20 protein-coding genes are annotated in these 25556 nt (G+C 51.5%); 9 read left to right on the top strand and 11 right to left on the bottom strand.

The genetic code is table 11. From position 1 onward, the window contains the following. Positions 1 to 53: 53 nt before the first annotated feature. Both IQ268_RS13755 and IQ268_RS13760 read right to left on the bottom strand, forming a co-directional pair. A complete protein-coding gene (locus IQ268_RS13755; RefSeq protein WP_193879695.1) occupies positions 54 to 377 on the bottom strand; it encodes a DUF2973 domain-containing protein in 324 nt (107 codons plus the stop codon). A 309-nt stretch (positions 378 to 686) separates the two neighbouring features. Next, on the bottom strand, positions 687 to 1013 hold the full coding sequence (locus IQ268_RS13760; RefSeq protein ID WP_193879697.1) for a DUF2605 domain-containing protein: 327 nt from the start codon (positions 1011 to 1013) through the stop codon (positions 687 to 689). 215 nt (positions 1014 to 1228) lie between these two features. On the opposite strand from IQ268_RS13760, the gene thrS reads away from it, so the two are divergent. Further along, positions 1229 to 3079, top strand: coding sequence for a threonine--tRNA ligase (gene thrS, locus IQ268_RS13765; RefSeq protein ID WP_193879699.1), 1851 nt, complete (start codon positions 1229 to 1231; stop codon positions 3077 to 3079). Between the two features lie 86 nt (positions 3080 to 3165). Here the strand turns inward: thrS and IQ268_RS13770 are convergent, their stop codons facing one another. The 5 genes from IQ268_RS13770 to IQ268_RS13790 form a co-directional block, all read right to left on the bottom strand. Beyond that, positions 3166 to 4110, bottom strand: a complete 945-nt coding sequence (locus IQ268_RS13770; RefSeq protein WP_193879701.1) for a GDP-L-fucose synthase — start codon at positions 4108 to 4110, stop codon at positions 3166 to 3168. 46 nt (positions 4111 to 4156) lie between these two features. Beyond that, entirely contained in the window at positions 4157 to 5236 is a 1080-nt protein-coding gene (gene gmd / locus IQ268_RS13775; protein ID WP_193879703.1) for a GDP-mannose 4,6-dehydratase, read from the bottom strand. Positions 5237 to 5527: 291 nt separating this feature from the next. After that, on the bottom strand, positions 5528 to 6355 hold the full coding sequence (locus tag IQ268_RS13780; protein ID WP_193879705.1) for a metal ABC transporter permease: 828 nt from the start codon (positions 6353 to 6355) through the stop codon (positions 5528 to 5530). A 33-nt stretch (positions 6356 to 6388) separates the two neighbouring features. Beyond that, positions 6389 to 7237, bottom strand: coding sequence for a metal ABC transporter ATP-binding protein (locus IQ268_RS13785; protein WP_228035345.1), 849 nt, complete (start codon positions 7235 to 7237; stop codon positions 6389 to 6391). Between the two features lie 6 nt (positions 7238 to 7243). Further along, entirely contained in the window at positions 7244 to 8269 is a 1026-nt protein-coding gene (locus tag IQ268_RS13790; protein ID WP_193879707.1) for a metal ABC transporter solute-binding protein, Zn/Mn family, read from the bottom strand. 502 nt (positions 8270 to 8771) lie between these two features. On the opposite strand from IQ268_RS13790, the gene acnB reads away from it, so the two are divergent. Further along, positions 8772 to 11381, top strand: coding sequence for a bifunctional aconitate hydratase 2/2-methylisocitrate dehydratase (gene acnB / locus IQ268_RS13795; protein WP_193879709.1), 2610 nt, complete (start codon positions 8772 to 8774; stop codon positions 11379 to 11381). A gap of 346 nt (positions 11382 to 11727) precedes the next feature. Then, complete coding sequence (locus tag IQ268_RS13800) at positions 11728 to 12408, top strand: response regulator transcription factor (RefSeq protein WP_193879712.1); 681 nt, start codon at positions 11728 to 11730, stop codon at positions 12406 to 12408. A gap of 8 nt (positions 12409 to 12416) precedes the next feature. On the opposite strand, the gene IQ268_RS13805 is transcribed toward IQ268_RS13800, so the two are convergent. Further along, the gene (locus tag IQ268_RS13805; RefSeq protein WP_193879714.1) at positions 12417 to 13934 is read right to left on the bottom strand and encodes a sensor histidine kinase KdpD; all 1518 of its coding nucleotides are present in this window, start codon (positions 13932 to 13934) and stop codon (positions 12417 to 12419) included. 339 nt (positions 13935 to 14273) lie between these two features. On the opposite strand from IQ268_RS13805, the gene IQ268_RS13810 reads away from it, so the two are divergent. From IQ268_RS13810 to IQ268_RS13820, 3 genes are all read left to right on the top strand, one after another. Beyond that, entirely contained in the window at positions 14274 to 14963 is a 690-nt protein-coding gene (locus IQ268_RS13810) for a tetratricopeptide repeat protein (protein WP_193879717.1), read from the top strand. Positions 14964 to 15057: 94 nt separating this feature from the next. Continuing rightward, positions 15058 to 15522, top strand: a complete 465-nt coding sequence (locus IQ268_RS13815; protein WP_193879720.1) for a hypothetical protein — start codon at positions 15058 to 15060, stop codon at positions 15520 to 15522. A 146-nt stretch (positions 15523 to 15668) separates the two neighbouring features. Further along, positions 15669 to 16823: an SH3 domain-containing protein gene (locus IQ268_RS13820; protein WP_193879723.1), complete on the top strand. Its 1155-nt coding sequence runs from the start codon at positions 15669 to 15671 to the stop codon at positions 16821 to 16823. Between the two features lie 165 nt (positions 16824 to 16988). Here the strand turns inward: IQ268_RS13820 and IQ268_RS13825 are convergent, their stop codons facing one another. From IQ268_RS13825 to rimO, 3 genes are all read right to left on the bottom strand, one after another. After that, on the bottom strand, positions 16989 to 17771 hold the full coding sequence (locus IQ268_RS13825; RefSeq protein ID WP_228035346.1) for a PolC-type DNA polymerase III: 783 nt from the start codon (positions 17769 to 17771) through the stop codon (positions 16989 to 16991). A gap of 112 nt (positions 17772 to 17883) precedes the next feature. Beyond that, on the bottom strand, positions 17884 to 19296 hold the full coding sequence (locus IQ268_RS13830) for a DEAD/DEAH box helicase (protein ID WP_193879729.1): 1413 nt from the start codon (positions 19294 to 19296) through the stop codon (positions 17884 to 17886). A gap of 10 nt (positions 19297 to 19306) precedes the next feature. Further along, positions 19307 to 20674, bottom strand: coding sequence for a 30S ribosomal protein S12 methylthiotransferase RimO (rimO, locus tag IQ268_RS13835; protein ID WP_193879732.1), 1368 nt, complete (start codon positions 20672 to 20674; stop codon positions 19307 to 19309). A gap of 632 nt (positions 20675 to 21306) precedes the next feature. Between rimO and btpA the strand changes: the two genes are divergently transcribed. The 3 genes from btpA (at position 21307) to IQ268_RS13850 (ending at position 25544) form a co-directional block, all read left to right on the top strand. Then, positions 21307 to 22155 carry a photosystem I biogenesis protein BtpA gene (gene btpA, locus IQ268_RS13840; RefSeq protein WP_193879735.1) on the top strand — a complete coding sequence of 283 codons (849 nt, stop codon included), beginning with the start codon at positions 21307 to 21309 and terminating at the stop codon, positions 22153 to 22155. A gap of 160 nt (positions 22156 to 22315) precedes the next feature. Further along, positions 22316 to 23266 carry a vitamin K epoxide reductase family protein gene (locus tag IQ268_RS13845; RefSeq protein ID WP_193879739.1) on the top strand — a complete coding sequence of 317 codons (951 nt, stop codon included), beginning with the start codon at positions 22316 to 22318 and terminating at the stop codon, positions 23264 to 23266. Positions 23267 to 23861: 595 nt separating this feature from the next. Beyond that, entirely contained in the window at positions 23862 to 25544 is a 1683-nt protein-coding gene (locus IQ268_RS13850) for a diguanylate cyclase (protein WP_193879743.1), read from the top strand. Positions 25545 to 25556 lie beyond the last annotated feature (12 nt).

Genomic DNA, 25556 nt, shown 5'->3' on the forward strand with positions numbered 1-25556 from the left:
CCTTAGCCGTCTTCAGCCCATCTGTCGTCTAAGCACCGTCTGGAAGACGTTATCTACTCGCCCACCTCATCGGCTTGACCGGGCGACGAATTGTACAAAGCGTCTAACTGCTCTCGGGCATCTTCGACCGTCATAGAGCGCATTACCAAAAATGGCTCGTTGACTACGTTACCGTACTCATCTAGCAGTTCTGGATGAGGAACCGAATAGGCTCGATGCTTGCCAGTAAACGGTGGAGTACCCGAATTTGCCGAAAACTGGTTTGGATTGTAAGAGCGCCGGGAATCAGCACCCAACATCATCAAGTTACGAATTAAGTTGCCAACCGCCAGAAACGCTAAGACGGTGAATGCCAGAACGTAAAGTAAATGTAACATTTTATCTTCCTCCAAACCGGATGGCTGTTAAGCGGGATTAAAACACGTCTATTTTGAGGATGTTGAACTCTAAAACTAGCGATCGATCCGGCTATCTGCTAACTATTGTCTCACGGGATCAACATTCAGCCATCTGCCTTAAATCTGAAAGAGCGGTTTGAAAGTGCTGAGCCTCACTCGAATCGCCTCTCCAGGCTGACCGCAAGTGCTAAACCCCGCAGAGTTAGGAGATCTCAATGAGGCGAATGCAGCTCATTTGCTGCGTTTCAAATAACCTTAGCGGGTCTAGAGTGGCTGCCATCGTGCCGTCTATTCATTCTCTACAGAATGCTCAAGGCGGTAGCGGGTTGAGACTTGCCAACACTCAGTTACTAACTGATGCCACGGCATCAACGCAGACGTTTCAACTCCAACCTGTCGGTCTGTAACCTTAAGCAGCATTTGAGCGGCACTTACTTCTAGCTGCGCTTGTCTGACTCGAGCCAGTAAATCGGCCTGTCCTTCATCATTCAAAAAACCGATGTCCTCATTTTCAAGCAAATGTTGCGATCGCCCAAACCAATACTGAAAATCGTCTAAAAGAGGCTCCAATACGGTTTTTAGTAAATCGGTATCAGGTGAGTTTGAATTAAACATGCATCAAAATAGAATTCTTTGATGCCCCAATTTTAACCTAATTTACGTTTCTTAACACTTTACAGCCTAATTTTCAGGTAAGGAAACCATAAGCGATCGAGTTGCGGTACGCGAATTCACGCCAGCTAGGTAAGATAGAGGCTAGTACATGGCACCGTTGTGTCATGCTGATTCAGCATTCAGGCCAATTTCAGTCATTCTAATCTCGTTAATCGATGCCTAAGTCAGACGCTTCACTCTCTCCAGCACCCGCTCAAAAAATCCATTTGCCGCGCACCAGCGAATCAGACACGCTGAAAAAGATTCGCCATACCACGTCTCATGTGATGGCAATGGCAGTGCAGAAGCTGTTCCCAAAGGCGCAAGTGACCATTGGCCCTTGGATTGAAAATGGCTTCTACTACGATTTTGATAGCCCGGAGCCATTTACAGACAAGGATCTGAAGGCGATCAAAAAAGAAATGATCAAGATCATCAACCGCAAACTGCCCGTAGTTCGGGAAGAAGTAAGCCGGGATGAGGCCAGGCAGCGGATTGAGACGATTCAAGAACCTTACAAGCTAGAGATTCTCGCAGATATTAAGACCGAACCCATTACGATTTACCATCTGGGAGATGAATGGTGGGATTTGTGTGGCGGCCCCCATCTGGAAAATACCGCAGAGTTAAATCCAAGCGCGATCGAATTGGAAAGCGTCGCTGGTGCCTATTGGCGTGGCGACGAAACCAAGGCTCAACTTCAGCGAATTTATGGCACGGCTTGGGAAACCCCAGAGCAGCTCGCTGAGTATAAGCGCCGCAGAGAAGAGGCGCTGCGACGGGATCATCGCAAGCTGGGTAAAGAACTAGGATTATTCATTTTCTCGGATCAAGTTGGGCCTGGATTGCCCTTGTGGACTCCTAAGGGAACCGTGTTGCGATCGACCCTGGAAGATTTCCTCAAGCAAGAGCAGGTCAAGCGTGGTTATCAGGGTGTTGTAACTCCCCATATTGCCCGTGTGGATCTATTCAAAACCTCCGGTCACTGGCAGAAATATCAGGAAGATATGTTTCCGCTCATGAGCGAAACGGATGCCGATCGCCTGGGAGAGCAGGGCTTTGTGATGAAGCCAATGAACTGCCCCTTTCACATCCAGATCTATAAGAGCGAGTTGCGTTCCTATCGGGAGTTACCGATCCGGTTGGCGGAGTTTGGGACGGTCTACCGCTACGAACAGTCGGGGGAGTTGGGCGGCCTAACGCGAGTCCGAGGGTTCACAGTCGATGACTCTCACCTGTTTGTGACACCGGAACAACTGGACGACGAGTTTCTCAAGGTGGTAGATCTCATTTTGAGTGTGTTCGACAGCCTGCAACTGAAGAACTTCAAAGCCAGGCTCAGTTTCCGCGATCCCGATTCTGACAAGTATATTGGTTCAGATGAAGCCTGGCAGAAGGCCGAAAACGCCATTCGCCGTGCCGTAGAAACGTTGGGAATGGAGCATTTTGAGGGTATTGGCGAAGCCGCCTTTTACGGACCAAAGCTAGATTTTATTTTCCAAGATGCGCTAGACAGAGAATGGCAGCTAGGAACCGTTCAGGTCGATTACAACCTGCCCGAACGGTTTGACCTGGAATATGTGGCTGAAGACGGTTCCCGCAAACGGCCTGTGATGATTCACCGGGCACCGTTTGGCTCGCTGGAACGCTTAATTGGCATCCTGATCGAGGAGTACGCTGGAGACTTCCCGCTGTGGTTATCGCCAGTGCAAGCTCGATTGTTGCCCGTAACGGAGGAGCAGGTATCCTACGCTGAGGACGTGGCAGGGAAGATGCGATCGCTCGGTCTGCGAGTTGAGGTCGATCGCAGCGGCGAACGGTTAGGCAAACAGATCCGCAATGCCGAGAAGGCGAAAATTCCAGTGATGGCCGTTGTGGGCGCAAAAGAGGTTGAGTCAAATGCGCTCAGCATTCGCGTTCGGGCCGCAGGGCAGGACACGCAAGACTTGGGCGCACTATCCGTAGCTGAAGTGCTGGAACGGATGCAGGTTGCCAATCGCGATCGCACTCATTTCAGCAACCAGTAGGTCATCGACGATTCAGTCATCAACAACTCAGTAAAAGGCGGGAGCGACTGACATCACTCCCGCACATCTGGCGCGATCGAATTGACTTAGACAGCGTGCTGCCGATACCAATCGATCGTATTCTTTAGCCCTTGTTTGAAATCGACTTGAGCCGTAAAACCAAAGGTCTGCTTGGCTCGTTCTGTATCCAAGCAACGGCGAGGCTGACCGTTGGGCTGGTCGGTTTCCCAAACAAGTTCCCCCTCATAGTCCATCAACTCGCAGATCAGGGTAATCAAATCCTTGATGGTAATTTCATACCCCGTACCCAGGTTCACCGGTTCAGCATCACTGTAGTGCTGAGTTCCCATCACAATGCCCCTCGCCGCATCTTCGGAGTAGAGGAATTCACGCGTAGGGCTGCCATCACCCCACACTGGAATTTGCTTGTCTCCACGCTGTTGGGCTTCATGCACCTTACGAATCAGGGCAGGAATAACGTGAGAGCTCCGAGGGTCGAAGTTATCTTCCGGGCCGTACAGGTTTACCGGTAGCAAATAGATGCCGTCGAACCCATACTGCTGACGGTAGGCTTGCAACTGAACCAGCAGCGCTTTTTTGGCAACCCCATAGGGCGCGTTGGTCTCCTCAGGATAGCCGTTCCAAATATCGTCCTCTTTGAATGGAACGGGAGTGAATTTGGGGTAGGCACAGATGGTGCCCACACACACAAACTTCTGCACTCCAGCTTCATAAGCGGCATGAATGAGCTGGGTGCCCATCATCAAGTTGTCGTAAAACAACTCGGCTGGCTTTTCACGGTTCAGGCCGATGCCGCCCACGTGAGCTGCCAGGTGAATGACAACATCTTGCTGATCGACCGCTCGCTGGCAACTCTCCATTACCCGTAAGTCGCAATCGCGCGATCGCGGCACGGTAATTTTTTCAGCAGTTGCTCCGGCTTTTTCTAGTTGAGCAATCACTTGCCGCCCCAGAAAACCAGCGCCACCCGTAACTACAATCCGTTTGTTTGAAAGATCTAAGGTTTCCATGCTCGATTATCCCCATCTGAGGCAGCAGAACTACAATGATTCCAAATCAAGCAGATATACCACTTAACGCCTGGCGAATAGTGGCGTGATCCAAAAGAAGCTGGCCTTCAGGGGTCTTGCCAGACTTCAACCCGATCGCCTGTAAATCCGCTTCAACCATCAGTTGAACCAGTTCTTCAAAGGTGACAGACGGTTCCCAACCGAGTTTTTCCCGTGCTTTAGTAGAGTCGCCAATCAGCAAATCAACTTCAGCAGGCCGGAGATAGCGATCGTCGAACTCGACATAATCCTTCCAGTTTAAGTTGACATACTGGAACGCGATTTCCAGGAATTCGTGTACCGAGTAGGTTTCGCCTGTAGAAACGACATAATCATCGGGCGTGTCCTGTTGCAGCATCAGCCACATTGCCCGCACATAATCTTTGGCATAGCCCCAGTCGCGCTTAGAATCGAGGTTACCCAAATACAGCTTCTTCTGCTGACCTGCAACAATCCGAGCCAGTGCCCGAGTAATTTTGCGAGTCACAAACGTTTCACCTCGACGAGGAGACTCGTGGTTAAACAAGATGCCATTGCAGGCAAACATGTTATAGGACTCCCGGTAATTTACCGTTTGCCAGTGAGCGTACACCTTGGCGCAGGCATACGGACTACGAGGATAGAACGGGGTGGTTTCTTTTTGAGGCACTTCCAGCACCTTGCCATACATTTCCGAAGAACCCGCCTGGTAGAAGCGAACCTCAATACCCGTTCTATGCTGATAGTCGCGAATGGCTTCTAGTAGACGCAGAGTGCCCATGCCAACCGCATCAACTGTGTATTCTGGCGAGTCAAAACTGACTCGCACATGGGATTGCGCCCCCAGGTTGTAAATTTCGGTGGGCTTAACCTCTTCTAAAATCCGACGGAGGGTTGTACCGTCCGTTAGATCACCATAGTGAAGAAAGAGCCGCGCATTTTCGTTGTGAGGGTCTTCGTAGATATGATCGATCCGATCAGTATTAAATGTTGAAGTTCGACGAATAATACCGTGGACTTCGTAGCCTTTTTCCAACAAAAACTCACTCAAATAAGAGCCATCTTGACCTGTAATACCAGTGATCAATGCTCGTTTCTGTTGCGTCATCCTTAGTTTTCCTCATGAACTGAAATGGATCGAATCGGTAACACATGCTACCTGAATTGCGACATACAGCCATCGCAATAGTTTGATACCTTGAGCGTGCCCCCAACGCTAAAGTATTTATTCAATTCATACAGAACCTTAACCCGAAAGTTTTTGTAAAAATATCAAGAAGCAATATAGCACTTGCAAAGAGTTCGGATGAGGTTCGAGTTGTCTATTCTCTGGAATAGCTCAAAAGTCCGGTTGCCCCAGCAAACAGGCTCAACACAGTCAACCGCATTTTAAGCAACTCTAAGCCCTAGATGGCTTGAACGCTAATTTGGATATTCCTAACACAGACAAAAACAGCAGAAATTGGACTAAAACGATACTTGGCCCCGAAGCTACGTTCCACAAACCGGAGACGAGCATTCCGAGCAAGCTGCTGCATACGCCTAAACCAACTGAAAGCCAGAGAAAGCGGCTGAAGCGGTAGCTCAACAGTTTAGCCGTGGCAGCAGGAATTACCAAAAAGGCATTGACCAGCAAAATTCCTACAGCCTTGATAGAAACGGCAACAGCCAAAGACAGCAGTACAACAAACAGGTAGCGGTGAAGTTGCACTGGAATCCCTTGAACCTTTGCAACCGCTTGATTCAGGGTCAGCAAAATTTGTTGGGGTAGGGTGGATAGCAGGAATACGGTGCTGGCAACAAGAATGATCAGGGTCAGGATTAGATCGGTATAGCTAACAGCAAGAATATCGCCAAACAAGATTCCCATCAAATTGCCTCGGTAGCCTTGAATGAAGCTAGTCAGGATGACTCCGATCGCCAATGCTCCCGACAACACAATATTCAGGATGCTGTCGCTCCAAAGATCGGTTTGGTCGATCAAATAGAGAACCGCCAAACCAAAGGCTAGTGTAAACGGCAAGAATGTCCAGACAGGAGGGATTTGAAGCAACACGCCGAGGGCAATGCCCACCAGAGCCGCATGACCGACCGCATGGCTAAAAAAGGAGAGTTGCCGCAGCGTTACAAAACATCCCAATAAACCTCCCAGCAAGCCTAAAAGAATACCTGCGGCGATCGCCCGTTGCATAAAGGGAAACTGAAGTAGCTCAAGCAAATTGGCCATAGGAGGGGGGTAATAAATCGAATCAGGATGATTTTAATGTCGGTGTTGATAGCGGCTAAAGGCAGGCCCATAAGCATCTAGCAAGTTTTCAGGCGAAAGCGCCGTTTCCGGTTGACCATGACAAATTAACCGACGGTTCACGCAAAGGACGCGATCGCAATGACGGCTCACCATATCTAAATCGTGGGAGATCTGTAGCACCGTCCATTGCTGCTCATGCTTCAGTTGATGCAGCAACTTGTAAAAATCGGTTTCGCCTTGAATGTCAACCCCTGCAAACGCCTCATCTAGAATTAGCAACCGCCGAGGAGCAACAAGGCAGTAGGCCAACAACACCCGCTTTAACTCGCCACCGCTGAGGTTGCCGATCGCTCGGTGACGCAGGTGATAAGCACTGACCCGTTCTAGCGCCTGGGCGATCGCGGCTGACTTAGCAGGATTTGAATGCCACGGCCATCTGAAGCGCTGTAGCCTTGATTGATCCAGCTTTTGCGGACTCGAATGAAGCAGGTTAGAATCCACCCAGCCCAAACCCACTAACTCACTCACCGCCAGGGGAAAACTGCGTTCAAAAATAAAATTCTGGGGAATGTAGCCGATCTGATGCCGCAACCGCCCCAACCGTTCCAGGGGGCGACCAAAAATCCGTACATGTCCCTCAGCCACCGGAATCAGCCCCAGAATAGCTTGAACTAACGTACTTTTACCCGCGCCATTCGGCCCCACGATCGCTGTATCCGTTCCGGTAAAAACCTCAAAGGAGACGGTTTGGATCGCTGGATACGTGCCCTGATAGACCGTGAGATCTTCGACTTGCAGAACAGGCACATCAGATAGGGGAGCAATGGGTTTCATCTGTATGGTTGGTGCATCTAGGGTCATGGGCACCTACTGGAAGGCAGACTCAAGAGTCTGTAAGTTCGCTTCCATAGCGGTGAAATAGTACTGCGGATCGAGATCGCCTGCTTCCAGCGGATCTAATTCCTTCAGGTCAAGGTTTAAGTCTTGAGACAGGCTCTCTAACAAGCGGTTGTCGGTGCCAGGTTCAGCAAACAGCGCTTTCACGTCATACGCTCGCACGGTGGCAATCGTTTTTTGCAGATCGTCTGGTGTGAGGCTGTCCTCTGGAAGGGCAACGATCGCCACTTGTTGCAGGTTGTAGCGATCGGCCAGGTAAGGATAGGCATCATGGAAACTAATAAAGGTGCGATCGCTAAACGGTTGCAACCGCTGCTGAAACTGGTCGTCCAACGCTTGCAGTTGCTCAATATAGGCAGCCGCATTAGCTTCATAGGTTTCGCTATTGGCTGGATCGGCAGCGGCAAGGCCATCGCGAATGGTTTCAACTTGCTGAATTGCCAACACTGGGCTAAGCCATACATGCGGATTTTCGGCATGGACGTGGACGTGGCCAGCGGCGGTTTCTGCTGCATGGTCGTGGTCATCATCATGGGCGTGCGCTTCGTCCTCATGATCGTGGTCATCCACGCCAGCCGCAGGAGCAATAACCGGAGCTTCGTCCTCTAAGGGAGTAATGCCAGCGCTAGCGTTAATGATCGTCAGTTCGGGGTTTTGAGCGCTTTCAAGGGTGCTATCTAAAAACTCTTCCATCCCCAGTCCGTTTTGTACCAGCACGTCGGCTTGAGCGATCGCCCGCACATCCGCCGGGGTCGATTGATACTCATGCACTTCGGTTCCAGGCTGAATCAAAATTGAAACATCGGCAGCTTCTCCGGCAACGGCCTTGGTAAACAGATACATCGGCAAAAACGTTGCAATCACCTGCAATTGCTCATCCGACGTTACGGCATCCGCCTCTTGAACTGGGTCAGAACTCGATCCGGTACATCCAGCAACAGCAAAAAATGGCAGCAACAGCAATGTCACCAGCAGTTGGCGTGGGTTGAAATGCATTCCTGGCTTCTCCGTGTCTCTCAGGTGGTCAAGGCAATCGTTCAAAAATGAGAATGACTCTAATCCTCATTTGAGAATGACTCTTATTCTAATACACCTCTTGAGTCAGTCACCTACCCCCAGTGCAGTTGTTTTCAAATTTCCATGACGATTACAGTGCTGTAGCTGCTGAAGTGAGTCTTCTTCGCGGTGTTCGAACGCTCCACACTGCGAACAGATGCCGTGAATAGACTGGGTACCGCTGCAATCATCCATCGGTTTTCTCGATGTACAGTCGGGCACGCTACCGTAAAAATAGAGGTGTGCACCTTAAGATATGCGCGGACTCAATACACCATCATCTTGAGCGGGTGGATGGCAAGGAGCAGAGGTACATTTGTCAAGCCAGCATGGTTGGGTTGAGCGCTTGGAATGTTGCAACGCCACCCCATACACTCAGATGATGAACCGCTTCAAACGTGGAAGACCTCACACCATTTGCTAGTCCCTGGAGAACGCTGAAATGCTCGAATTGTATCGTCAACATGTTGCAGAACGAACCGCTTTGGGGATTCCGCCCTTACCGCTGAATGCCGAACAAACGGCTGCGCTCTGCGATTTGCTTAAGTCGCCTCCGTTGGGCGAGGAAGAGTTCTTAGTGGAACTACTGCGCGATCGCGTTCCTCCGGGGGTCGATCAGGCGGCCTATGTCAAGGCAGGATTTTTGACAGCGATCGCCAAGGGTGAAACGGCCAGCCCATTGATTACCGCCAAACAGGCTGTTGTTCTGCTCGGCACCATGATGGGAGGGTACAACGTTCAGTCGCTCGTCGATCTGCTTCAGGGAGAAGACGCTGACATTGCCCACGCCGCAGCCACCGCACTGGGTAAAACGCTGCTGGTGTATGACGCGTTTCACGATGTAATGGAACTGGCAGAAAGCAATACTTATGCTCAACAGGTGGTTGACGCATGGGTGAATGCTGAGTGGTTTACCAGTCGGCCAACCCTGGCAGAAGCTATTACAGTCACCGTATTCAAAGTGCCGGGAGAAACCAATACCGATGACCTGTCCCCAGCCCCCCATGCCACAACTCGTCCGGATATTCCGCTGCACGCGCTGGCGATGCTAGAGTCGCGGATGCCCGACGGACTTGAGGCGATCGCCCAACTGAAGCAAAAAGGTCATCCCGTTGCCTATGTCGGTGACGTGGTGGGCACAGGCTCCTCGCGTAAATCCGCCATTAACTCAGTGCTGTGGCACATTGGCGACGACATCCCGTTTGTGCCGAACAAGCGCACAGGGGGATACATTCTCGGCAGCAAGATTGCTCCTATCTTCTTCAACACCGCTGAAGACTCTGGTGCCCTGCCAATCGAGTGCGATGTCGCTCCGCTAGAAACGGGAATGGTGATTACCATTTACCCTTACAAAGGCGAAATTACCAACGAAGCAGGTGAGATCATCTCAACCTTTACCCTGAAGCCCGATACGATTTTGGATGAAGTGCGAGCCGGAGGGCGGATTCCGCTGCTAATTGGACGGACGCTAACGGATAAAACACGGGCAGCGCTGAAACTGGAGCCAAGTCCGGTGTTTACGCGTCCCAGTATGCCCACCGATACCGGAAAGGGCTTTACCCTGGCTCAAAAAATGGTGGGGAAAGCCTGTGGCTTACCAGGGGTGCGTCCGGGTACCTCTTGCGAACCGATGATGACGACGGTGGGGTCGCAAGATACGACCGGGCCAATGACCCGCGACGAGCTAAAGGAGCTGGCCTGTCTGGGGTTTAGCACTGACTTAGTGATGCAGAGCTTTTGCCATACGGCAGCCTATCCAAAGCCCGTTGATTTGACGACCCACAAAGAACTGCCAGACTTCTTTGCAGCACGCGGTGGTGTGGCCTTACGTCCGGGTGATGGCATCATTCACTCGTGGCTAAACCGGATGCTGCTGCCCGACACGGTGGGCACGGGCGGTGATTCCCACACCCGCTTTCCGTTGGGGATTTCGTTCCCGGCGGGTTCAGGCTTAGTAGCGTTTGCGGCGGCTTTGGGTGTCATGCCGCTGGATATGCCAGAGTCCGTTTTGGTGCGCTTCAAAGGGGAACTGCAACCGGGAATTACGCTGCGAGATATTGTCAACGCCATTCCCTATGTTGCGATGCAGCAGGGACTGCTGACGGTGGCGAAGCAAAACAAGAAGAACGTCTTCTCTGGACGGATTATGGAAATTGAAGGGTTGCCCGACTTGAAGTTGGAGCAAGCCTTTGAGCTGACCGATGCTACTGCCGAACGCTCTTGTGCCGGATGCACGATCAAACTCAGCGTGGAAACAGTTTCGGAGTATTTGCGATCGAACATTGTTCTGCTTAAGAACATGGCTGCTCGTGGCTACCAGGATGCCCGTACTATCTTGCGCCGCGTCGCCAAGATGGAGGAATGGTTAGCCAATCCCGTGTTGATGGAAGCCGATGCCGATGCGGAATATGCTGAAATCATCGAAATTGACCTCAACCAGATCAAGGAACCGATTGTAGCGGCTCCCAACGATCCAGATAACGTGAAGCTGCTGTCGGATGTGGCGAACGATCGCGTCGATGAGGTCTTCATTGGCTCTTGCATGACGAACATCGGCCACTATCGTGCTGCCGCTAAAGTGCTGGAAGGCCAACCGCCCGTAGATGTTCGCCTGTGGATCTGCCCACCCACCCGCATGGACGAAACTCAACTGCGAAAAGAAGGCGTTTATGACGTGTTTGAAGCGGTAAAAGCCAGAACAGAAATGCCAGGATGTTCCCTATGCATGGGCAACCAGGCGCGAGTGGCCGACGGCGTTACCGTTTTCTCTACATCAACCCGCAACTTCAACAACCGTATGGGAAAAGATGCTCAGGTTTATCTTGGCTCGGCTGAATTAGCAACAGCGTGCGCCTTGCTGGGACGAATTCCGACCATTGAAGAGTACATGGATATTGTGGCAAACAAGCTTAGCCCTCTGGCTTCTGACCTGTATCGCTACCTCAACTTCAACGAAATCCCTGGATTTGAAGAGGAAGGGCGAGTCATTCCACTAGAGGAAATGCCGCGCATTGAGGACATTTTGGGAATGCCAACGGCGGCAGGTCGTTAATTCCATCTTTAATTCGGGCACTCTACAGGCTGGTAGAACACCCTGTGTGTAGTAGAGGCGGGCGATCGTCCGTCTCTACTTTTTTTTGAGGTCTAAGCCAGGTGTGTAGCCGTTTTGCAGGGTTTTAAATGAGGGCTAACGCTCCACGGTGTCGATGGCCGAAACGCAGCCGCTTGACTTCAAACCTATGGTTGGCAACGTTGAATCGACACGTGCGAATTTGAAGCGAATGCTTTAGCGTATTGAATGTATGTCATGCAATGGACAATCGGCGTTTTGTAACCAGAAATGCCGTAAACCGATGGAGTTCTCTAATTGATGTACTCCTGTTATGAGTAGGTAACCCATGTCATCATCCGGCAGAACGTCCGCTGAAGCGATCGCCCCCCACCTGCCTCCCCTGCGAATCTTAGTGGTAGAAGATGATCCAGTGATGCAACTGGGACTGGAGCATTCTCTAGGCGCGTTTCCCCAGTTACAAATTGTGGGTCAAGCCGCAGATGGCTATTCCGGGGTTGATGCGGCTCTTAAGCTTAAGCCCGATTTGGTCATTATGGACATTGGCCTACCGCAGCTAGACGGCATTGCGGCCACTCAGCAAATCAGGACAGCTCTACCCGATGTCCGCATTTTAATGTTGACCTCCCATAAAACAGAGCACGAAACCGTTGCCGCCCTCTCTAGCGGAGCAGATGCCTACTGCATCAAGGGTTCCAATATTGAAAAGCTGCTGGTGGCGATCGCCTGTATCCAGGACGGAGCCGCCTATCTTGCTCCACAAGTCGCTCGTCGTGTGCTCGACCACCTCAAGCCGCGTGCGCCCGTAAAGCCCACAACCAACCTGACCGACCGAGAAATGGAAGTTTTAAAGCTTTTGGTGGAAGGACGTACCAACCCAGAAATTGCATCCATTTTGTATCTCAGCCCCAGCACGGTTAAAGCTCATATTCGCAACATTATGAACAAACTGGCTGTGGATGATCGGGTTCAAGCGGCGGTAGTTGCGTTGCGATCGGGTCTGGTGTGAACCGCCCCTCAAAGCAATGCCCCATTTTGGGATGGTGCCAGCGGCAGCGTAAACCAGAAGGTTGACCCTTGCCCTAACTGGCTGTTGACTCCGATTTGACCACCATGCGCTTCAATAATTTGCCGACAGAGATATAACCCCAATCCCAAACCCGGCATGTACCGTGCCCGTGCGCCGCGTGCATAAAGCGCAAACAGCCGACGGCATTGGTCTGGAGCCAGACCAACTCCGTTATCTTGAACGCTACAGCGCAGCACTTTTTGAGTGCGCGATCGCTGGCGATTGGCCGATAACGGAGAAAACGGATAATGAGTAGTCCCCCTTTCTCCAGGCTTTGCCGTTCGTTGCACAGCGCTAGCCTCCACCAGTTCGGCCTCTAACGTCAGACAAATCTGGTTGGGATTATGTTTAAGCGCATTCGAGATCAGGTTGCAGTACACTCGCCAAATCTGATTGCCATCGACATGCACCAACGGCAAATCGGCATGAACCCAGTTGAACAATTGCACCTGATTTTTTTCTAACAGCGGCTCCAGATTCGCCAGAACCGACTCAACAATGGTGCTGAGTTGCACTGGTTCTGGATGAAAACTATTGAGCGGAAGTTCACTGCTGTGGGCTTCTAGTAACGAGTTGATGAGCGTTGATTGGCGATCGCTCCCTTCTAGCAACCGTTCCAGCACAGAACGATGCACCGTAATTTTTTCGTCTGCACTGTTTAGCAAACTCTTCAGCAACATTGATGCCCCCACAACAGGCGTTTGCAGATCGTGGGAAATTGAATGCAGAAATACCTTGAGCTGCCGTTGTGCCTCAAATTCCGATCGCTTCAAGCGTTCATATAGATGCACAGCCAAATCGCAAATGAGACAGGCCCAAAACAAATATACAAACCGACCGGGAGTATAAATCGACTGTCCCTGGATCTCCGTCAGACCCAGAATGGGATTGACCACGGCATAATATCCGATCGCCCCAATTTGAGAAACCAGATGCAACGGCCAAAACACAGGAATCAGCGTTGCTTGAGCTAAAAACACCAAGATCCAAAGCGTCACTCTGGTATCTGGCAGGTTGAAGAACGTGCCAACGATTTGCGGCACTAAAGTAATAAACAACGAGAAACACAAAAATAGGATGAGCGGGTAACGCCGTCCTACAGCGGTGCGGTAAATGCCAAGGCAAACAGACAGCAGACTCCCCGTAATGATGTTCGTCGCAATCGCTCGGCTACGCAGTTGGTCGGCGACAGCGGCATCTCCAAACCGTCTCAACACACTTTCGTTGAAACTAGCAGGATACAGAAAGAGGGAGTAAATATCCTGAACCACAAAAGTGATAAAGCAAAAGCAGGCAATCCACAAACAAAGGTGTAAGCGATCGAGCATAAACCGATAGCGCCACGCTCGATAGTCAGACGATTCTGACTGCACGCCAAGCCTTAGCAGTGAAGCAATACCCTGGTGAATCAAACGTTCCCATGCGGCGTGACGGCCAGAAATCCATTGCTTAATCTGGAATGCCATTGAGCCAGCCCTGGTGACGTTGCTTCGTTTTTATTACATCACAGCTTTCCAACCCCTGCCCACTGCCCAGATGGATAGCTTGGCGAGGGTCAACAGCACGATAGGCAACTCTCTGACCCAACCGCTACATAAAACAAACCCTGACCGATTTCTCGATCAGGGTTTCTATTTCTAAAAGCTAACCCATTGAAACGGGGTCAGCGGTTTTTATATAAGAGTATCTTCGTCCTTTCTCCCAGACCTGCATAGTCGGAGATCTACCCGATTCTCTTGGGTAACCCCTGGGTAGCTCAGGTCACATAAAATCAGTGGAGGCAGTATAAATCATTGGGGAAATGAATGCAGAAGGTGATGTGTGGCATGGCGATCGCCAGCCTCTTCGCGGCAGCCGTTGGGCTAAACGCAAATCCAGGATTGGCTCTCCCTGCCAGCCATTATCGAGAATTAGGGCTACGCTATCGGCAGCAAGGTCAGTTCCCAGAAGCGATCGCCGCATTCCAAACCAGCGTTGAGCTAGAGCCAGATAACTTAGCGGGTCGCGTTACCCTGGGTTGGACGTTACATCTGGCCGATCGGGATCGAGAAGCAGCTATCGCCCTCCAGGAAACGCTTCAGCGCGATCCGTTCTATGTTCCTGCGCTTAACGCGGCAGGTATCGTTTACCTGGTCAACGACGATTGGCTGGCCGCCGCACTAACCCACACCTGGGCGATCCTGCTCTCTCCAGATAACGAAATTGCTTACTATAACCTCAGTCTGGCCTGTCAGCAGATGCAACAGACCGATTGCGCGATCGCCACTGCCCAAACCGCCGCAAAGCTAGAGCCAGAGAATCCGCACCCTCTGGTAGCGTTAGCCATCGCGCAGCAGCAACAGGGAACCCATGCGATCGCCCACCGAACTTACCAGCAAGCGGTTGAGCTAGATACCAGATACCGTAACCGCGATTTTTTAAATGGGCTAACGGCATCAGGCTTCAGCCCGCAACAAATTGAACAAGCCAAACAGCTTCTAGACGCATCGCCCTAGCTCTCCTGTAGAGGTTCAACCTATAGAGGTTCAACGATCGTTCATCAATGCCTTACACTTTGCAGTAAATAGTTGTTGCCCTACGCTAAGGCCAATGAATAAGTTATTAGATGAACCTCTGTCACTAGACCTGGCAGCCCAAATCAAAAGCAAGGCGAAGACACCGTTTGAAAATGCCTATAAAGCAGCCCTGGTCACCGAAGGTGCAACCTATGTTCAGGGCTTTTTAGCAATGGCGAGCCAACCTTACCAGCCCATCGAACATGGTTGGCTAGAGCAGGGCGATCGCATTATTGACCCCAGCCTGCCACACTTAGCCAAAAACCCGCAGGAACTTTACTACTTTCCAGCACAGCGTTTAACGGTAAAACAATTAAAAGCAGCGATTGAGGAAGCCAAAGAGGATTACCCGGAAGACAACCCGTTGCCCATCTATGGCGCATCTCCCTATGAGTATTACGGGGATGTCATGCTAGGGGGCAAAGACTATCTCGATGCCCACCAGGCCGCAACAGCCCAATGCCAGGAACTGGTTCAGCGCCATGCCGAACAGAACTAAATACACATCCAATCGGCACCCTCGTTACAACCGCTCTGCGGTGGCAAATCCCATAAACCCTACTAAAGAGTGAGCGCGCATCTGTTAAATCGCTGTAGGATGAAAACATTTCATACCGGACAAATCAGTAATTATCGTGAGCTTCTTTGGCTCAGTTGAACGCATCGACCCATTCATTCTGCAATATTGAGGCAATTATGGAGACGCTAGCGTTTATTCACGCCCATGTGGACTACGAAGACCCCAGCCCCTCTCCAGAACTTCGGTCATTCGAACCAGTTCGCTCAACTCTTTCACACTCGACCACAGCCGGACTGATCGGAAGCGCGGCGTTGGCGATCGCCGTCACAGCTCCTAACGCTCAAGCCGTCGTTCAGAGAGGAGATACTTGTGCCGCCGTTGGCAGTGTACAAACGGCACTGCAAGCAAGAGGGTTCAGCACAGGAGGAGTTGACAGTTCCTTTGGTGGACAGACCGAGTTTGCCGTTCTTCAATTTCAGCGAAGCAACAACCTGGGAGCCGATGGCGTTGTAGGTGCGACAACGGCTCAGGCTCTGGGTCTAGATCCAGCGATTAGCTGCGGCACCGCTGCCGCTCCGGTAAGCGATGCCGCTCCGGCTTCAACAACGGCAGCTTACAGAGTTTCATCCAGCAGCGGATTGAATGTGCGATCGGGGCCAGGCTCAGGTTTTGCGGTTACAAGCGGTTTGGCCGATGGAGCCGTTGTGCAAGCCAGTTCTGTCGTTAACAACGGGTATCGTCAGCTCAGCACGGGTGGATGGGTTTCCAGCGAATACCTGGTTTCAACGACTGCGATTGCGCCCGCTACGACGAGCAACAGCGGCATCGGCGGCACCTCCACACCTGTGGCTACCGCAGCCTATCGCGTATCCTCAGTAAGTGGTCTGAACGTGCGATCGGGGCCGGGTTCGGGCTTCGCGGTTATTGGTGGCTTAGCAGATGGAGCCGTTGTGCAAGCTAGTTCTGTTGTCAACAATGGGTATCGCCAACTCAGCACAGGGGGTTGGGTGGCTAGCGAATACCTGGTTTCTGCGGTTGCTGGTGTTCCTGCTACTTCGGCTACCAGTGCTGGAGGGGGTGGCGGCGCACCGGGTAGCGTCGTCCGGGTAAACACGAACAGCGATCCGCTTAACGTTCGTTCTGGCCCAGGATCAGGTTACGAAGTGGTGGGCACCCTTAATGATGGTACCCGTCTTCAAACCACAGGACGAACCATTGCTGAATGGGTAGAACTAAGCAACGGCAGATGGGTCTCGTCCAGTTGGGTCGAACGGCTGTAGTTTCTGATAACGATCTTTTTCACTTTTCAGTAGCACTCTTGAGGCAACCTATTGCCCTGAACAAGCTGCATTTGTTGTGCCTTCGCCTGATTGCCCTGAGCAAGCGGCCTTTGTCAGGTTAGCAAGGTGGGCAGGCTGGCAAGCCGCATCTGCCCAATAGCCAGGTTACGACCAGCGTAGTTGCTGGTCTTGTTCGTGTACAACTCGTTCAACATCACCTCGGCGATACATCCACGTTTCGCGGTTGCCCCGGCCAACATGGCGAGATTGGACACCTGCCGCTTCAAGGCGCGATCGCCCCTCTGTAGAAGAACACCCCAGCAGTGTCGCAGCAACCCGCAACGGCATCCACTGTCGGGCAAACGTCGCCAGTAACACCGGGTCAGGTTCCTTCAATAGTTCAGTTAGCAGCCTCTCGGTCAGCAACCAGCACGCCAGCGTATCGGCTCCGGCGCGGTGAGATGAACCCACATCAAACTGAAAATGCTTGACCAGATAAGGCAAACGACGCGACGGTAAATCAGGCAACATCAACCGAGATAGCTGAACGGTGCAAAGCTGTTGCTCTACAGGACGCTGAAACGCCGTTCCCAACCGCTGATATTCTGATTGCAAAAATGAATCGTCAAACTCAACGTTATGCGCTGTTAAAACGCCTGTATTCAACAACGGCAAATAAGCGGGCAAGATATCCGCTGCCGTTGGAGCCGCATCCACCATCCACTGAGCAATACCAGTAAACCGACTGATGTTGCTCGGTATTGCAACCTGAGGATTGATCAGATCCGTCCGTTGAAGTGCAATGCCATCGGCCAGGGTAGCTTGCAGCACCGAAATCTCGATAACGCGATCGCTATCAGCAAATCGACCCGTCGTTTCAACATCAACAACCGTAAACAAACTTTGACTGAGTTTCCGATAGTAGGTCAGTAGCTCAGTAGATAACATCGGCATCAAAAAAGACTAAGAGATAGAGACAAGCATTGGGGCAGTATAACCCAGTCTCTATCGCCTTAGCCTTTAACTCCAGAGGAGTACTCCTCCTCTGGGATGCTAAAAATTATTTGGAAGCAGACGGCTGAGAGCGTTTGATCGGCTTGGGCTTGCTTCCACCTGCAGAACGGGGTCTTGAGTCGTCCCCAGGCTGGTCGTCATTGAACCCTGGATCAACTCTCATCCACACGGGACGAGTTTGATCGTAGGCCATTTGCAACGCTGCTGCGGCAATGGTGTGGGGATCATACTCTTCGCTTAACTGCGCCACAATTGGCAAGAAAGAAGCAATGCGCTCGCCAGCAAGGGTGCCCAGCAGTTGATCTTGCAGCTTTTGCAGGTGACGGGCTTCGATCTGGGCACGGGTCGGGATGTTGCCCCACTCCAATCTCTGGCGAGAGTGGCGCTCAATGTCCTTAACTTTGCGCTTATCTAGCGGGTGAACGAGGGAGATAGCAACCCCTTCTTTACCAGCACGTCCCGTCCGACCAATCCGGTGAACATAGTTCTCGGCGCTGTCAGGCAGATCATAGTTAATCACATGAGTCAGATCCTCGACATGCAGACCACGTGCCGCGATATCGGTTGCTACAACCCAGCGCACCTGCCGCTGCCGGAACCGCAGCAAAAGTCGCTCTCGCTGCGCCTGACTTAAATCGCCATGATATTCATCAACACTGTGTCCGGCGGCCTGTAGCTGACGAGTTAGATCAGCCGCTGCTTTCCGCGTCCGCACAAAGATCAACGCCGACTCTGGATCTTCCATTTCCAGAATAGGCTGCAATGCTCTGGCCTTAGTCCAGCCGCGCGGGACCATGTAGGCAACCTGGTTGATCCGAGTAGGAGCTGCCTTGGGCTGCTCCACCGTCACGGTGACTGGCGATCGCAGGAACTTAGCAGCCAACTCGCGAATGGACGGATCCATCGTAGCCGAGAAGAAAGCCGTTTGCCGCTCACTGGGCGCTTTGCTCAGAATCTTTTCCACATCCTGAATAAAGCCCATGTTCAGCATTTCGTCGGCTTCATCCAGAACTAACCAACCCAATTTGTCTAGCTTCAGGTCGCCCCGCTTCAACAAATCCAGAACCCGACCGGGAGTACCAACAATGATTTGCACGCCCCGACGCAGCCGTTGGATTTGAATATCGATAGACTGACCGCCGTAAATGGGGAGCACCTGCAAACGGCGATCGTCGCTAAAGGAACGAATCGACTGATACACCTGAACCGCCAACTCACGGGTTGGAGTCAGGATCAGCGCTTGAACGTCGTGGCTGTTAAAACTAATTTGTTCTAGCAACGGCAAGGAAAATGCAGCCGTTTTGCCAGTTCCAGTCTGGGCTTGGCCGACCACGTCGCGGCCAGACATCAGATGGGGAATCGCTTGAGCCTGAATCGCAGTTGGCACTGTAAAACCAACTTTCTCTAGATGGCGCACGCGCGCTTCGGACAGACCTAAGCTGTTAAACGAAAGGGTCATCGAGTCTCCTTTATAGTGTGGGTATAGAGACACGACCAAGCGCGCCTCTGAGTTGAGTTGTTTTGTCGGCAACGGAACCATGAAGGTCATACACATCTGCGTCTGCGATCGCCACCGAAACAAGCGACCCTAGACGTGCAGTTCCCCGAACATAAACCAGCCCATCAACATCTGGTGCAAATCGAGCCGACCGTCCAATTAACGTACCGGTTTCTGGCTGTTCTTGTTCAATCAGAACATCTACAACCTTGCCGATTTCTGCTCGATTCTTTCTTAACGAAATAGGCTGCTGCACTTGCATCAATGCATCCCGCCGTTCATCCATCACCGCTTGTGGAAGCTGATCCGGCAGTGAATAGGCAGGTGTCCCCTCCTCCGGGGAAAAAGTGAACACTCCAACATGGTCAAATTCGTGACGCTGCACGAATTGCAGCAGATGCTCAAAATGGGCTTCGGTTTCACCCGGAAAACCAACAATGAACGTAGTGCGTAGCACCGCATCGGGTAACGCTGCTTTAATTCGCTCGACAATACCGTCGTTCACTCGCCCTTGCCAGGGACGGTTCATAGCCCGCAAAATCTCAGGATGAGAATGCTGCAACGGCAAATCAAGATAAGGTAGAACGTTTGGCGTTTCTTGAATCGCTTCAATCACGCTAGGCGTTAGACCGGTCGGATAGGCATAGTGCATCCGAACCCAGGGAACATCCACTTTACCCAAGGCACGCAGCAGTTCAGCCAGCTTTGGAACACCATATAGATCTACGCCATAATTTGTCGTGATCTGCGAAATTAAGATAATTTCTTGCACGCCTTCTGCTGCAAGCTGTTCGGCTTCAGCCACGATCGATTCGATCGATCGCGATCGCTGATTTCCTCTCAGGTGCGGGATGATGCAGAAAGCGCAACGGTAGTCGCAGCCTTCAGCCACTCGCAGATAGGCTACTCCTTCTGTCGTCGTGCGGTAACGAGGGAGTAGTTCATCTGCAATATAGGTTGGTTCTTGAGAAATTTCCTTAACCCGTTCGCCAGCTTCAGCCCGCTGGATAACATCCACAATTTTGTGGTAATCACCTGTGCCGACAACAGCAACCGCTTCTGGCAACTCATCCAGCAGCTCTTGCTGAAAATGCTGAGCCATGCAGCCCGTAATCACAATCTTTTTGTTGGATTCGGCCAGCTCAACGAGCGTGCGAACCGACTCTTCGCGAGCGGCCTGGATGAAGCTACAGGTGTTGACGACAACGTAGTCAGCTAGTTCTTCGTTAGAATCAACCTGATAGCCTGCCTGCACCAGCAGACCCAACATGTGTTCAGTGTCGATGCGATTTTTTTCGCACCCCAAGTGAGAGATAGCGATAGTTGGCTTATGGCCCATGCAGTTTTGTAATAAATGGCAACAGGAAAGAAAGAGTCCTCAAATACCATGTAGCGATCGCGGTAATCAACGGACTAGCACTTTGACTTTCCTAATCCGCAGTAGCCGTAGCTCCGCAGACACCGTTAACTGCAATCGCGTGTGGTTGCTCTCGTTATCTTAACGCACATTTGCATAACATAACTACACATTTTTAAATTCAGTTCAGGTCGCCGCCAACACCGTGGTAGCCGGTTGATTGACAGAACATTTCTCTATCTTCCACAAAGAAGGAAAGCAAAAGGGCGATAAAGGATTCAAAGCCCTTCTCCCGCTCTGGGATGGGAGTTTAAGAGGAGGCTTTTGAGTTCTATTCAGTCAATCAGCCGTGGTAGATAATCAGGCCAGATCGAGGTTTGAGGCAAAATCTTGAACGATCCGTCAACCCTTCAGGCCAGTCCTTAATACAGGCCAGCCCCTTGATAAACCAGTTAAGAGGAAAGCGATCGCGATTTCAATACAGCTTTGGGTAGGTCAACACGGGTTTAGGCACCCATTACTGTTAAAGTAAGCTAAAGAGGCCGGAATTGCCTATTTAGTCAGGCCATTCCAGCCAATTGTGTTCGTAATTACTGAGTCCGAATCTAAGACCCGTGGACTTACAGCAAATCTTTAAAACTGCTAATCCGGTTATTGGTGTCGTTCACTTGCTGCCTCTACCCACTTCTCCACGTTGGGGAGGGAGTTTGAAACTAGTCATTGACAGAGCTGAGCAAGAAGCAACGGCTTTGGCAGCAGGAGGTGTCAACGGCATTATTGTTGAAAATTTTTTTGATGCCCCCTTTGCCAAAGATTCGGTTGATCCTGCCGTGGTTAGCGCCATGAGCCTAGTGGTGCAGCGCTTGATGCAGATGGTGACCCTGCCAGTGGGGATCAACGTCCTGCGGAACGATGCACAGAGCGCAATGGCGATCGCCACCTGTGTTCAGGCTCACTTTATTCGGGTAAACGTTTTGACTGGCGTAATGGCAACCGATCAGGGATTGATTGAAGGGCAGGCTCACCAACTGCTTCGCTATCGTCGCGAGTTAGGAAGTGATGTCAAGATCCTGGCAGATGTCTTGGTCAAGCACGCGCGTCCGCTTGGCTCTCCTAATCTGACCACCGCCGTTCAGGAAACCATTGAGCGGGGGCTGGCAGATGGAGTGATTTTATCGGGTTGGTCAACGGGTAGCCCACCCAGTTTGGAAGATCTAGAACTGGCCAGCGCCGCCGCAACTGGAACACCCGTTTTTATTGGGAGTGGCGCAAACTGGGAAAATATCCCGCGTTTAATCCAGGCTGCTGATGGTGTAATTGTTTCCAGTTCTCTGAAGCGTCGAGGCCGAATCGATCAGCCAATTGATCCGATTCGAGTTAGCCAGTTTGTAGAAGCTATGCAGCGCAGCCTTACCGCAAAATCTCAGGCTGAACCGGTTCAATCAGTGCCGGTGCCGTCATAAATTTTCAATTAGCAGGGAATACTTTATCGTAGTAGCGGGTAGGAACTGAACCAAACCTCAGCTAAATAAATTTAAAGATTCGGCAACCCCAGCCGGAAGGCATGAGTCAAAATAGGTTGAACCTAACCTGTTGTGTGAAGCAATCTTGAAGAGAAATCGTATGAGCAGCCGTCGCCGTCAAACCCCTTGGATGCATCGTTGGTCTCGGCAAATTATTGGGGCGATCGCCATACTTGGAGCCATCAACACGGGCTACATCACCTTGACCAAGTTATTCGGTGGTGAAACAGCTTGTCCTGCGGGCGGCTGTGAACAAGTATTGTCCAGCCCGTATGCTTATGTACTCGGCTTGCCTCTCGCGCTGTTTGGATTACTGGCCTATCTGGGCATGGCCGTGTTTGCTCTGGCTCCACTGGCTGTTAATCCTGATAACAACAAGCCTTTGCGTACCGAGCTAGAAAATTGGACATGGCTGCTGTTGTTCATCGGCTCAACGGCCATGATGGTCTTCAGTGGCTATTTGATGTACATCATGGCCACGCAGTTTGTTGCCGTCTACGGCGCTTCAGGTATTTGCTACTATTGTCTGGCCTCAGCTCTCTTTGCCACCGCTCTGTTTGTTGTCACTGTGCTGGGTCGCACGTGGGATGACGTGGGGCAACTCTTCTTTACAGGAATTATCGTCAGCGTTGTCATTTTGGTAGGCACGCTGGGCGTTTATGCAAACGTCAACTCGCCCAATCAACCCGGAAGCACCAGTGCAGGGCAGGTTGGCCCCCCAATTACGACAACGTCTGGGCAGGCGGAAGTAGCGCTAGCCCAACACCTTCGCGATATTGATGCCAAAATGTATGGTGCTTTCTGGTGCCCTCACTGCCACGATCAAAAGCAGCTTTTTGGGCAGCAAGCGGCTCGACTGATTAATTACATTGAGTGCGATCCCAACGGACAAAATTCTCAGACTTCGCTTTGTCAGGCCAACGCAGAGAATGTCACGGGTTATCCCACCTGGGAAGTTAATGGGCAGTTCTACGCTGGAACCCAGACGTTAGACCAACTGGCCGATTATTCTGGCTATCAAGGGCCGCGCGGATTTAGCAACACGCTCTAAGCCGTTAGTTAAGAGCCGATTAAAACAGGGGACAGCGCCTGCTCCTCCAGCACGATCTGCGGTGTTTATTCATCCAGGTAACACTGGGTTGGCTAGCCAACTTAGTGTGTTGCCGGGATACCTCGATCGCCGAGCTAGATGACCTGATTCAATCGTGAGGGCAGGAATAGGGGAGTATCACACCCTATTGGCGATCGCCGCTCAAATGACAGGCCACTGCTTCTCCACGACATGAATAGAATGCGCGTATAATTTAAACCTTAACTGCATCACTCTCAGTACTGACTTAAGGTAGGACAAGGTCATCGCCAATCAGAATTTGATGTGTTCAACCTGTACTCTGAACTCTTGGCACTCCACTCCCCGCAGAGATAGCAGCATCTCTTCAAAAATTTGCTCATTCTCTGCTCAATGATCTCCTGCTCAGTTGGTTTGTCAGTTCGACTCTTCCAAGGTGCATCTTCCAACATATTCAATGGGTTACCCCAGCAAAGTCACCTCAGCAACGTAGTTGAGCTGAAGTGGCTCTAATGGTGGTGCATAACCTTTACTCTTCAAAAGGTCTAGACGGGCTATGGAACTGTCTTGGAAGCGTATGTATCCTTGGATTAAAGCAACAGAGAGCAATTTAAGCTTGACGGATACGCTGTTCAGACAGACCGTCCAGATGATTGCGTTAATGTATGGAGCAAACTGCTCACTCTGGGTAGGGCTGGAGAACGGCACTCTAGAGTCTGTGGAAGTTTATGCAACGGCAGGAGCAGAAAAGCACCTTAGAGCCGCAGAACCAGATGCACTGGAGCTTGCAGATGAGTATCCGTTACCAGAACTATCTCACCCCATTGCCGTCCAGAAGTCTCGTCCGGCAAGGGTGCCAGGATGGCTGCAAGAGCAGTGGCACACGCCTCATCTCGTCCAACTGGATACTGGCGAGCTGATCGTCCCTGTTCTTAGCAACCTCCAGACCGACCTAAATCATCTTCAGCACCCTATTGCTTTACAGGGTTCTCTGCAATTTGTGCTGATATTGCATCGGGCTGCGCCACTAGCACCAGTGAACAATGTTGCGCGATCGCTCCAGTCCCTTGCTCATATTGCGCCTCAGTTTGCTGAACACCGAATTCAAGGCTGGAGCAACGAAGAACTGGAATCAATTGCTATCCTCTGTCACCAGTTTGGCTTAGCCTACAGCGCCTTGTACTGGCGGCAACAGTTTGAACGGTCCCGGCAGAGGGCTGCACTGGTTGGGCGCATTATTCATCTATTAAATTCCAGCCTGAACCCAGATGAAATTGTCAGGCGTATTGTTGCAGAACTGGGGTTGGGCTTTCAGTGCGATCGCGCTGTTTTGGTGGATCTGCGCGATCAGCATGTCAACGTTTTAGCGCTGTGGGAGCAACCCGAAACCTCTCTACACTCTCTGAATAAGGCACAGGCCGATATTACGGTATGGCAAACGGTACTTGATCTGTTTCTTCAGGGTGGAGCGTCCCATTTGCAGGTGATCTCAACAGATGCTGATACCGATCCGTTACAGGGGTGGCTGGGGCATCTGGGTGCAAAATCAGCGCTGATGGTACCGCTCTCGGTGCAGGAAGAGTTTTTTGGGGTGGTGTGCTTGCTCTCCTACAACCAGCAACGCGTTTACGAACTGGATGATTTGCAAACGGTGAGACAAGTAGCCAACCAGGCAGCGATCGCCCTGACCAACGCGCAGCACTATCAAACGCTCTGGCATAAGCAGGAAGCGCTCAGGCTACAAAACAATTCGCTACAGTTAGAAATTATTCGAGACGAGCTAACTCAGCTAATGAATCGGCGATCGCTGGAGCGAGAACTAGAGCAACTGAGCACCAAAGCCGTCTGGGCGATTCAAACCCCGTTTAGCGTCATTGTGTGTGATATCGACTACTTTAAGCTGGTGAACGATACTTACGGGCATCTGATTGGGGATGAAGTATTGCAAGATTTAGCCCATCGCCTACAGAAACAACTGCGCCGGGAAACTCCGGCCTACCGCTATGGCGGTGAGGAGTTTGTGGTCATTTTGGCAGAAACAGCCTTGACGAAAGCGGTAGACGTAGCCGAACGGCTGCGGCAAGCGATTCGAGCCACACCAATGGTGACGAATGCAGGCGCTCTCGACGTGACCGCTAGTTTTGGAGTAGCGCAACAAAGCTCAATGTGTGATCAACACGCCTGGGATGTGCTGCATCGGGCTGACAAAGCCCTGTACGACGCAAAACGACAGGGGCGCGATCGCGTCATTGCCCTCTAGCTGGACGGCACG

Origin of the sequence: Oculatella sp. LEGE 06141 (assembly GCF_015207605.1) — a bacterium.
Classification (GTDB): Bacteria; Cyanobacteriota; Cyanobacteriia; order Elainellales; family Elainellaceae; genus Oculatella.

Coding starts and splice junctions, on each gene's coding strand:
- IQ268_RS13755 (WP_193879695.1), bottom strand. CDS start 377: ATGTTACATTTACTTTACGTTCTGGCATTCACCGTCTTAGCGTTTCTG.
- IQ268_RS13815 (WP_193879720.1), top strand. CDS start 15,058: ATGAATAAGTTATTAGATGAACCTCTGTCACTAGACCTGGCAGCCCAA.
- thrS (WP_193879699.1), top strand. CDS start 1,229: ATGCCTAAGTCAGACGCTTCACTCTCTCCAGCACCCGCTCAAAAAATC.
- gmd (WP_193879703.1), bottom strand. CDS start 5,236: ATGACGCAACAGAAACGAGCATTGATCACTGGTATTACAGGTCAAGAT.
- IQ268_RS13810 (WP_193879717.1), top strand. CDS start 14,274: ATGCAGAAGGTGATGTGTGGCATGGCGATCGCCAGCCTCTTCGCGGCA.
- IQ268_RS13790 (WP_193879707.1), bottom strand. CDS start 8,269: ATGCATTTCAACCCACGCCAACTGCTGGTGACATTGCTGTTGCTGCCA.
- IQ268_RS13785 (WP_228035345.1), bottom strand. CDS start 7,237: ATGACCCTAGATGCACCAACCATACAGATGAAACCCATTGCTCCCCTA.
- IQ268_RS13770 (WP_193879701.1), bottom strand. CDS start 4,110: ATGGAAACCTTAGATCTTTCAAACAAACGGATTGTAGTTACGGGTGGC.
- IQ268_RS13800 (WP_193879712.1), top strand. CDS start 11,728: ATGTCATCATCCGGCAGAACGTCCGCTGAAGCGATCGCCCCCCACCTG.
- IQ268_RS13845 (WP_193879739.1), top strand. CDS start 22,316: ATGAGCAGCCGTCGCCGTCAAACCCCTTGGATGCATCGTTGGTCTCGG.
- rimO (WP_193879732.1), bottom strand. CDS start 20,674: ATGGGCCATAAGCCAACTATCGCTATCTCTCACTTGGGGTGCGAAAAA.
- IQ268_RS13780 (WP_193879705.1), bottom strand. CDS start 6,355: ATGGCCAATTTGCTTGAGCTACTTCAGTTTCCCTTTATGCAACGGGCG.
- IQ268_RS13760 (WP_193879697.1), bottom strand. CDS start 1,013: ATGTTTAATTCAAACTCACCTGATACCGATTTACTAAAAACCGTATTG.
- IQ268_RS13850 (WP_193879743.1), top strand. CDS start 23,862: ATGTATCCTTGGATTAAAGCAACAGAGAGCAATTTAAGCTTGACGGAT.
- acnB (WP_193879709.1), top strand. CDS start 8,772: ATGCTCGAATTGTATCGTCAACATGTTGCAGAACGAACCGCTTTGGGG.
- IQ268_RS13805 (WP_193879714.1), bottom strand. CDS start 13,934: ATGGCATTCCAGATTAAGCAATGGATTTCTGGCCGTCACGCCGCATGG.
- IQ268_RS13830 (WP_193879729.1), bottom strand. CDS start 19,296: ATGACCCTTTCGTTTAACAGCTTAGGTCTGTCCGAAGCGCGCGTGCGC.
- IQ268_RS13825 (WP_228035346.1), bottom strand. CDS start 17,771: ATGTTATCTACTGAGCTACTGACCTACTATCGGAAACTCAGTCAAAGT.